The sequence below is a fragment of the Streptomyces galbus genome (assembly GCF_005280195.1).
GTDB classification, from domain to species: domain Bacteria; phylum Actinomycetota; class Actinomycetes; order Streptomycetales; family Streptomycetaceae; genus Streptomyces; species Streptomyces galbus.
This window is the reverse complement of the sequence record NZ_SZPR01000049.1, coordinates 1-9358: the sequence shown is the minus strand read 5'-3', so window position 1 is coordinate 9358 and position 9358 is coordinate 1. Positions and strand designations below refer to the sequence as shown.

Sequence of the window (9358 nt, the reverse complement as noted above, 5' to 3'; positions counted from 1 at the left end):
GCCACCTGCTCAACTACTGCGGCCACGACACCGACCAGGACGACATCGACCGCGCCATCGGCCACACCACCGCCTACAACCGGGTGATCGGCAACAGCTACACCGCATCGGTGTACCTGGGCCTGGCCGCGCTGCTCGACCGCTCGGAGGACCTGACCGGCCGGCCGCTGGCGTTCCTGAGCTACGGCTCGGGGTCGGTGGCGGAGTTCTTCGCCGGGACGGTGGTGGCCGGCTACCGCGAGCGCCTGCGCACCGACGCCAACCGGCGGGCCATCGAGCGGCGCACCGAGGTCGACCACGCGCGCTACCGCGACCTGCACGAGTGGCGTTTCCCCGCCGACGGCGGCGAGCACGCCACGCCCGAGCAGACCACCGGCCCGTTCCGGCTGGCCGGCATCAGCGGCCACCAGCGCATCTACCAGGCCCGCTGAGTCCCCGTCCCACCATCCGCGGCCGGGCCCCGACCAGCCGCCGGCAGCCCCCCTCGTGCCGTGAGCCGGGGGGCCTGCCGGGGGTGCGGGGTGCGGCCCCGCGGGCATCCGCCCGTGACGTCGAGGGGAGGGCAGCCGCATGGCCCCCACCACGATCCGCGCCCCAGTGGTGAACACCCCCCACCCCGCCCCGTCACCGGCCGCCGCCGGCCGCCCGGCCCGCCCCGCACGGGCCGGCACCGGCCGGACCGGCGCCCTGGCCTGCTTCGTACGGTTCGTGGTGCTGGGCGGCACGGTCGGCCTGGCGGCGAGCGCCGCCGTCACCGCGCTCGCCGCCCTCGTGCCGTGGGCGCTGGCCAACGCCGCGGTCACCGTCGCCTCCACCGTGCTGGCCACCGAGCTGCACGCCCGGTTCACCTTCGCCGGCGCCCGCAGCACCTGGCGCCAGCACCTGCAGAGCGCCGGCTCCGCGGTGGCCGCCTACACCGTCACCAGCGCCGCGATGGCCGCCCTGCACGCCTGCGTGAACGCGCCCGGGGTGCTCCTCACCCAGGGCGTGTACCTGTCGGCGGCCGCCCTCGCCGGGCTCGGGCGGTTCCTGGTGCTGCGCCTGGTGGTGTTCACCACCGCCCGCACCGGCCCCGGACCCCCTCCCGCATGAGGCCCGCCCCGCCCGGTGCGGGCCCGGCCCGCCCCGGGCTCAGCCGTCGTGGGGGGTGTGCCGGGGGCTGTAGTAGGCCGGCCACAGCTCGCTGGCAAGCTGCCGCTCGGTGCGGCTGAGCGGCACATCCTGCCGCAGCCGCTCGGGGTGGGCGGGCGGCGGCCCGCCCGCGCCCGGCGCCCGCTCCGCGCGGGCCAGCAGCACCAGCGGATCGTGCACCGAGGCGGCCGGCGCGGCGTACAGCAGGGCCTCCAGGCAGGCCGTGGGCCCGACACAGGTGGCGCCGTAGGCCACCAGCGACCGCCACAGCTCACGCAGCCAGCGCTCCGCCCGGGTGCGCCCCGCCCGCCGCTGCCGCCGGCGCTGTTCGTCTCGTCCCATCGGTGGGCCCTCCCCTCGAGCGGCCCGGCCCGCGCGCTCGAACGCCCGGGCCGGGGGTGTCAGTCGATGCCGCGTACGACATGCGGCTCCCAGGTGTCGTCCTCGTCGACACCGGCCAGCAGGAGCGGCGGGATGCGCGCCGCGGCGGGGGCCGGGACGTCCTGGTACAGCAGTGCCTCGCGTCGGCCGCCGTCTTCCGGGATGTCGTACACGGTGTCCTCCTGGGTCAGTAGCGGTGGTGGTCCGGTGCGCAGGGGCCCTCGACGCCGACGCCGTCGGCGGTGGGGTCCTCGCGCGGCAGGGCCTCCAGGACGGTGTCGCCGATCCGCTCGGCGGTCTGGTCGGGGTGTCCCTCGGCCACGGACTGCGAGGTGAACACAGGACGGGACATGGCTCTCCTGGCGGTTGCGGCGTTGCGGCGTTGCGGCGGTCGGGCCTGCGGCACGGACGGGCATCGCCGGCGACCGAAGGGAGGTCGCCCATGCCACTGCCACCATGCAGACCCCGAAACGAGGCCCGCTCGAAGCGGGAGCGAACAGCGGTGGAGGGGCGCGCAGGCCGCAGGCACGGGGCCGAAGGGCGGGGGGCGGGGGGCTTGGTGCCGGGCGCACCGCAGGGACCCGGGGCTCGTGCGGCCGGGTCCCGTGCGGGGCCGCCGGGGGCCCGGGAGGGGTCAGGTGTCGGGGGTGGTGGCGTCCTGCAGGGCGCGGGCGAGGGCGTGCAGGGCGTCCTGGTCGCCGGTGTGGGTGCCGGTGCCGGCGAGGACGACGCGTGGCGGGTGGTGGCCGTCCGCGGCGATGCTGCGGGCCAGGGAGCAGGCCAGGGCGCCCGCTCCGGAGAAACCGCCGAGCAGCAGGGGCCGGCCCCCGGTGCGCGCGGCCAGGGCCGAGCGGGCGGCGGCGTCGAGCACCCCGGCCGCGCCGTCCGCGTCACGTGCCCCGGCCGTGAGGGGCGTGGGGGGTGGGGGGGTGAGGACCAGGAGTTCCTGGGGGCCCCGGTGGAGGGGGGGCAGCCGGTCGTAGCAGGTGGCGGGGGTGCCCGGTGGCGGGATGAGGCAGATGGTGCCGGCCTGGGGTGCTGCCGCGGCGCGCAGGGTGCGCAGTGCCTCGTGGGGGCCGGGGCGCCAGGTGTCGGACATGCGCGGGACGGCTCGGCCCTCCAGCAGTTTCAGGGCCTCGGCGACGGTGGTGAACTCCTCGGCGCGCAGGGGCAGTTCGCGTAGCAGCATGGCGCTCTGCACGAGGAGTTCGGCGGCGGCGTCCTCGTCCAGCAGGGCGCGGTCGTGGACGGTGGTGACGACCAGGCCGCCGGTGTCGTCGTGGTGGGCGAGCAGTCCCAGGGGCAGCACGGAGCGGGCGGGCACGGTGCCGGCGAACTCGGCGCGGATGCCGTGGGCGGCGAGGTCGTCGTGCAGGGCGTGCAGCGGGTGCGGGGGGTCCTCGAAGACGATGAGGGTGCCGGCCTGCGCGGCGCCGGTGCCGGTGCCGGTGTGGTCGGGGTGCAGGAAGTCCTCGTGGACCCATTCGTAGGCGGCCAGGTCCAGGGCGCGGTCGCGCAGGGTGCGCAACAGGCGCGGCACGGTGTGGGCGGGGTCGACGTCGAGGTGCACGGGCAGGGCGTTGCGCAGGGGTCCGGGCATGCGGTCGGCGCCCTCCAGGGGGATGCCGCGGCCGGAGACGCTCACCGCGAAGGACACCGGGGCGGGTCCGCCGGTGCCGCAGGCGCGGTAGATGAGCATGGCCCACACGGCCTGCAGCACGCTGCTCTCGGTGGTGCCCCAGCGGCCCGCCCAGTGGGCCAGGCGGCTGGTCTCGGCCGTGTCCAGGCGCAGCCGGGCGCGGCCGACGCCGCTCAGTGCGGTGGCGGGGGCGGGGCGGGCGGGCCGGCTGGCCGCGGGGGCCGGCGGGCTGGTGCGGGCGGTGAACTCCCGGCCGGCGTCGCGGTCCTGGGCGGCGAGCCAGGCGCTGTAGTCGCGCAGGTCGGGTCGGCGTTCGCCGCCGGGCAGGGTGCCGCCGGCGAGGTAGGCGCGGTAGAACTCGCGCAGCAGCAGGTGGGCGCTCCAGGTGTCGATCAGGGCGCGGTGGTAGGTGAGCACGATGCGGGTGGGCAGGGAGGCGGCCGCGGGCCGGGCGGGGTCGGGCTCCAGCAGCATCAGGCGCAGCGCTCCGGGGCGGCGCAGGTCGAAGCCGCGCAGCCGGTCGCGTTCGAGGAGGGGGGACCAGTCGCCGGCGCGGTGGACGCGGCGGGTGATCTCCACGGTGACGCGGCTGTGCACCATGAGCTGGGGGCGGGGGCCGCCGGTGAACGCGGTGCGCAGGACGCTCTCGTGGTCGAAGACCGACTGCCAGGCGGCGGTGAAGCGTTCGGTGTCCAGCGGGCCGTGCCAGACCCAGATGAGCTGTTCGACGTGGCGGCCGGTGCCGGGGCGGGCGTCGGTGCCGGTGAACAGGGCCGCCTGCTGGGGGGTGGGCGCGAACGCGGAGGGCACGGGCGCGCCGGCCGCCTGTGCCAGGTCCCGCAGCAGCTGGTGCAGTTGTCCGGCCAGGTCCCGTGGTGTGGCGCCGGCGGGGGTGAGGGCCCGGGCCGCCGGGGGCTGGAAGTGCAGGTCCAGGCGCAGTCCGCCGGGGGTGAACCGGGCGGCGGCGCGCACCGGGTACGGCGTGCGGGCGCCGGTGGTGACGGGGCGGGCGTGGCCGGGCAGTTGCTCGTGCGGGCCGTACAGGGTCAGCAGGGCGGGGGCGGGGGGCAGGCTGCGCAGGGTCTCGCGCAGCAGCGGGTCGGGGCTCCACTCCCGGCAGGCGCCGAACCCGCCGCCGCCGGCCGCCCGGCCCGCGGCGGCGGCCAGTGCGCCGGAAGCGGCGGCGAGCCGGCCGAGCGGGTCCAGGCCGGGTTCCAGGGCGAGGTGGACGGGATAGGGGCCGGTGAGGCGGCCCACGTGGTGGCGCAGTTCGTGGTGGCCGGTCCTGGGGTCGCTGACGACGTCGAGGGCCACCTCGTCGCGGCCCTGCCAGTGGGCCAGGGCCAGCGCGAACACACCGGTCAGGAGCTGCTCGGCACCGAGCCCGAGCCGCGGGGCGAGCACCCGGGTGAGGCGGTCGGTGTCGTCCGCGTCGAGGGTGAAGCCGGCGTGCCGGGCGGCGCCGGGGGCGGTCTCGGTGACGGGGCCGGCGGCGGTGGCGGGGCCGGTGGCGGCCGCGTGGGACCTGCTCTCGGCGACCTGCGCCCAGTGGCGGGCCTCGGCCGGGTCGTCCGCCAGCTCCCGCAGTAGGGCGACCCAGCCGTCCGGGGTGCCCGGGGCGCGCCAGGCGGGCGACGGGCCCGCGGCGGCGGGTGCGAGGGCGGGAGCGGTCGGGGCCGGGGCGGTCGGGGCCGGGGCCGGGGCCGGGGCAGCTGAGGCGTCGTCAGAGCCGGGCGCGGGGGTCGGTGTTGTGTCCGGGATCGGGTCCGGGGCCGCGGGCGGGGCTGTGGTGGTGGTCGTGGCGAGGGCGGTGGTCAGGTCGTCGAGCAGGGTGCGCCAGGACGCGGCGTCGACGGCGAGTTCGTGGGCGACCAGGGCGAGCCGGTCGGTGCCCGGTCCGCCCGGCCGGCGGTCGCGGGCGAGAAGGGCCCGCAGGTGCACACCGCGGCGGGGATCGAGGGTGCTCCCCACGGCGGCGACGGCCGCGGTGAAGCCGGCCTCGTCGGTGAACTCCCCCACGACCAGGTCCTCCTGGTCGTGCACGTCCCCCGTCCCGGGGTGTGCGGGGGCCACCTCGCCGGTGAGGCGTCCGCCGCCCAGGTCCAGGCGCCACCGCAGCTGGGGGTGGGCGGCCAGCACGGCGCGCAGGGCCTCGCGCACCGTGCGCGGCTGCGGCGCGGCGGGTTCGAGGTACACCGCCTCGTAGCGGCCGCTCCTGGTGGGCGGGAGCACCGCGTACTGGGCGGGGGTGAGCGGGTGGCCGGTCGGGGGTGTCCGGGTGAGCAGGTCGGCCAGGCGGCCGGGCACGCCCGCGCCGGGGGTGTCCTGGGCGGGGGTGAGGCGCAGGGTGTGGTGCTCGGGGGTGTGGCGTACCAGGTGGTGGTGCCAGCGGGCCGGGTCCGGGGCCTGGGCGGCGGCCAGGGCGTGTCGGAGGGCGGCCGGCTGCAGGGGGCCGTGCACCTGGCAGGTCCAGGTACCCGCGTCCGGGTCCGGGCCGGGTGCGGGTTCGAGGACCACGCGGATCGCCGCGTGCGAGGGGAGAGCAGTCATCTGGGGTTCGGGGACGCGCGGGCGGGCGCGGGGGTCCCCTTGTCTCCTCTCCGGTGGCGTGGCGGGCGGGTCGTACGGCGGGCGGGGTTCAGGGGCGTGCCGTGGGGGCGGCGGGCCGCGGGGCGGGCGCCGCCGGGGTGTGCCGGGAGTGCGGGCAGGGGCCGCCGGGTGCGGGCGGGTGCCACGGCGCGGCCCGCGCGGGGAGGGCGGCCGGGGGCGGGCCCGGGTGCTGCGCTGCGCGCTGGCGTGCATGGTCTCTCCTGCTCGGCGTCTTCGCGGTGAGAGGGGCGGTCGTCACCACGCTAGGTGCCGGGTGGGCGCGGGGTCCGTTTTCCCAAGCGGGTGTGGAGCGCAGCCCAAGCGGGACCCGAGCCGGCCCGCGACGCTCCTGGCGGGGGGGCGGGTGGCGCCCGCGGCCGGCAGGGGGCGGCGGCGGGCGCGGTCCGGTGCGAAGGGGGCCCTGGCGCGGTGCGGGCCCGGCGCGCCGGGCCGGAGCCCGGCGGGGGGCGGAGCCCGGCGCGGGGGGGGGTCACAGCATGCGTACGGCGCTCTCGGCGTGCCGTTTGGCGTGGGCGAGCAGGGCGCGGCTGTCGCGGCCGAGTTCCTCGCGTACGTGCCGTCGGGTGCGGGCGAGGTCGCCGTGGTGGCCGAGCGCGGCGGCGGCGGGGCCGTCCTCGCGCAGGACGACGCTGTGCTGGGCCAGGACGGTCACGCCGCGTTCGTCGGGCACGACGGACCATTCGCCGGTGTGGGCTTCGAGCAGGACGTGGGGCACGGTCTGCTTGTGGACGATGCGGCCGGCGTGGGGGAAGCAGATGCGGACCGAGTCGGTGCTGTGGCAGCCGTACTCGGTGAGGGTCTCCACGGTCATGTGCTGCACGCCGGGGGTGTCCTCGCGCAGGTCGGCGCGGGTGACGTGGGGGACCAGGTCGGGCCAGTCCCCGGCCCGGTAGAGGAAGTCGTAGACGAGTTCGGCGGGGCCGTGGACGCGTACGGCTTCCTCGAAGGACAGCACGAGGTCGTCCAGGCGGTTCCAGCGTTCGGCGTAGCTCTTGAGCTCGGCGAGCTGGGTGCGGCTGGTGTCGTGGGCGGCGCGTTCGGCCCAGGCCCGGTCGGCGGGGCGGGCGGCGTCGACGCCGTAGTGGTAGCGCAGTTGCAGTTCGGTGCGGCGCGGGCCGTGCTCGGTGACCTGCAGGGTGCCGCTCATGGAGGTCAGGGGGGCCGCGGGCGGTTCCTGGCGGAAGTCGATGCGGCGGCGCACCGCGTCCAGGTGGCGCCGGGACGTCCAGGACTTCAGCTGGCCGTCCACCAGGGTCCACAGGCGCAGCCGTTCGGTGGCGCCGTCGAACTGAAGGCGTTCGGCGTGGACGTACGGGGAGAAGTACAGCGGCAGTTTCGTGGCGTCGGCCAGGACCGCGAAGACCACGCCGGCGGGCGCGGCCACCTCGACCGTGTGCGTCGCCCCCTCGACACGCTCACCAGACATCTGAACACCTCCATGCAGGGCGCGGCAGCCTCGGCCGGTGTGCTGCGCGCCGGTGTGCCCGGTGCGCGGGACACCGCCTGCCCGCGCGGTACGGCCGGGGCACGGGCATCAGCTGACGGGCGCCGGTTCGGGGACCAGGCGGCGGGTGACGCGGCAGGCCCGTCCCAGCAGCCGGGGCAGTTCGCGTGCGCCGCGGACGAAGAAGTGGCGGCCGGGGACGGTGCGCACCCGGACGGGTCCTTCGGTCCACTGCCGCCAGCCGTCGGCTATGGCGGCCGGTGCGAGGGGGTTGTCCTGCGAAGCCACCACGAGGAGGGGTGTGTCCAGCGGGCCCGCCGCCGAGGGTGTGTGGGCGGCTTCGTCCAGGGCCTGGGCCAGTTCCAGGTCCTGGCGCAGCACCGGCAGCATCGCGCGCAGCATGATGCCCTCGTCGCTGGCGGGCGGTACGGCGCCGCGGCCGCCGAGCACGTCGAGGAGTTCGTCGTCGCTCAGGGTGCGCACGCTGGTGGCCAGGGGCGCGCACGGCGGCGCGGAGGAGGCGACGGCCAGCAGGGCGGGGCCGGGCAGGCCGGCCTCGTGCAGCGCGCGGGTCAGCGTCAGGGCGACCATCGCGCCCAGGCCGTGCCCGTAGAGCACGTACGGGCCGGGGCCGGGGTCGCTGAAACGGGGCAGCAGCTGTGCGAGCAGCCCGGCGTGGGTGACCGGGCGGGGCCCGCCGTGCCCGCCCGCGCCGCCGGGCAGGACGACCGGGAGGACCTCGACGCCCGGGCCGGTGCTCTGCGCCCACCGGTCGAAGACCGAGACACCGTCTGCCGAGTGCGCGAAGCAGTGCAGCCGCACCGGCCGTTCGTCCGACATGGCAACCCTCCCGTGACGTGCGCCCCTGGTCGTAGCGGCGTGGAGTCCAAAGAATCCCCCGGCGGCCTCGACTTGCGCTCGAGAGCGGGCTGAGGACCGCCCCACCCCCGCCTGGGGGCGCGTGTCCGCCTGCGGCCGGCGGGAGTTGCAGCGAAGGGGGGTGGCGGGGGTTGCGGGAGCCTGGGCGGGGGTGGTCTCCTCCCCCGGTCCGGCGGGGTGTCTTGAGTGCGGCCGCAGTGGGGGCGGGGTGCGGGCGGAGTGCGGCTGGAGCCGTGTCCCGGCCGTGCGGCGGGCGGGCCGGCGGTGCCGTGACCTGGTGCGGGGCCGGCCGGTGCACTGATCAGGCCGTTCGCTCCCCCACCGGCCGAAAGCCCCGAGCCGGCCCGCTCCCAAGGCTCCTGACGGGGGCACAGGTGGCGGGGCGGAAGGGCTCATGAGGGCGGGGGAAAACGGGTAGCCTCGGACCACCCCAAAGCTACCGCTCAGTAGAATCGCGCAGGTTGAGGAGTCCGCCATGCAACTCGCCGCGATCGTCGTGTCGCTGGCCCTGACCGCCGTCGGCGTCGCCCTGTTCGCCCGTGCCATCGGCCGGCTCGTCCGGCTCTTCCTGCTCGGCCAGCCGGTGCCCGCCGGGACGCGCACCGACCACCCCTACCGGCGCGGTGCGACCCTGGTGAAGGAGTTCCTCGGTCACACCCGGATGAACCGGTGGGGGGTGATCGGGGTGGCCCACTGGTTCGTGGCGATCGGCTTCTACACGCTGCTGCTGACCCTGGTCAACGCCACCGGGCAGCTGTTCAGGCCGCGTTGGGTGCTGCCGGTCATCGGGCACTGGTTGCCGTACGAGGTCTTCGTCGAGGTGATCGCGACCTTCACGTCGCTGGGCATCCTGGCCCTGGTCGCCGTCCGCCAGCTCAGCCACCCGCGCCGGCCGGAGCGCAAGTCGCGTTTCGCCGGGTCGAACTTCGGCCAGGCGTACTTCGTCGAGTGGGTGATCCTCACCATCGGCCTGGCGATCATGACGCTGCGGGGCCTGGAGGGCGCCCTGGCGGGGGTGGAGCACTGGGAGGCGGCCTACCTGTTCTCCTATCCGCTGGTGCGGGCGCTGTCCGGCCTGGACGCCGGGGTGCTGGAGAACCTGGTCTACCTGGTCGCGATGACCAAGATCAGTGTCTCGTTCGTCTGGATGATCGTCGTGTCGCTGAAGATCGACATGAGTATCGCCTGGCACCGGTTCCTGGCGTTCCCGAACATCTACTTCAAGCGCAACGCGGACGGGGCGACGGCGCTGGGCGCGCTGCTGCCGATGACGT

General features: G+C 76.8%; 7 protein-coding genes and 2 pseudogenes. 3 read left to right on the top strand and 6 right to left on the bottom strand.

Translation table 11 applies throughout. The annotated features are described in order from the left end of the window. The coding region (locus E4U92_RS35210) for a hydroxymethylglutaryl-CoA synthase (protein WP_277754769.1) at positions 1 to 431 on the top strand (431 nt) is incomplete at its 5' end. A gap of 139 nt (positions 432 to 570) precedes the next feature. Next, positions 571 to 1092 carry a GtrA domain-containing protein gene (locus E4U92_RS35205; protein WP_229863677.1) on the top strand — a complete coding sequence of 174 codons (522 nt, stop codon included), beginning with the start codon at positions 571 to 573 and terminating at the stop codon, positions 1090 to 1092. A gap of 39 nt (positions 1093 to 1131) precedes the next feature. On the opposite strand, the gene E4U92_RS35200 is transcribed toward E4U92_RS35205, so the two are convergent. The 6 genes and pseudogenes from E4U92_RS35200 to E4U92_RS35180 all read right to left on the bottom strand — a co-directional run bounded on the left by E4U92_RS35200 (position 1132) and on the right by E4U92_RS35180 (position 8045). After that, positions 1132 to 1473: a DUF6059 family protein gene (locus E4U92_RS35200; RefSeq protein WP_137304527.1), complete on the bottom strand. Its 342-nt coding sequence runs from the start codon at positions 1471 to 1473 to the stop codon at positions 1132 to 1134. A 59-nt stretch (positions 1474 to 1532) separates the two neighbouring features. Further along, complete coding sequence (locus E4U92_RS36165) at positions 1533 to 1685, bottom strand: hypothetical protein (protein WP_168725280.1); 153 nt, start codon at positions 1683 to 1685, stop codon at positions 1533 to 1535. A 47-nt stretch (positions 1686 to 1732) separates the two neighbouring features. After that, positions 1733 to 1864, bottom strand: a pseudogene (locus E4U92_RS35195) (S-adenosylmethionine synthetase N-terminal domain-containing protein); the annotation flags it as partial. 282 nt (positions 1865 to 2146) lie between these two features. Beyond that, entirely contained in the window at positions 2147 to 5701 is a 3555-nt protein-coding gene (locus tag E4U92_RS35190; RefSeq protein ID WP_137304525.1) for a condensation domain-containing protein, read from the bottom strand. A gap of 529 nt (positions 5702 to 6230) precedes the next feature. Next, positions 6231 to 7187 carry an aromatase/cyclase gene (locus tag E4U92_RS35185; protein WP_137304524.1) on the bottom strand — a complete coding sequence of 319 codons (957 nt, stop codon included), beginning with the start codon at positions 7185 to 7187 and terminating at the stop codon, positions 6231 to 6233. 108 nt (positions 7188 to 7295) lie between these two features. Beyond that, positions 7296 to 8045 carry a thioesterase II family protein gene (locus E4U92_RS35180; RefSeq protein ID WP_137304523.1) on the bottom strand — a complete coding sequence of 250 codons (750 nt, stop codon included), beginning with the start codon at positions 8043 to 8045 and terminating at the stop codon, positions 7296 to 7298. Between the two features lie 514 nt (positions 8046 to 8559). Here E4U92_RS35180 and E4U92_RS35175 point away from each other — a divergent pair. After that, positions 8560 to 9358: pseudogene (locus E4U92_RS35175) on the top strand (Fe-S oxidoreductase); the annotation flags it as partial.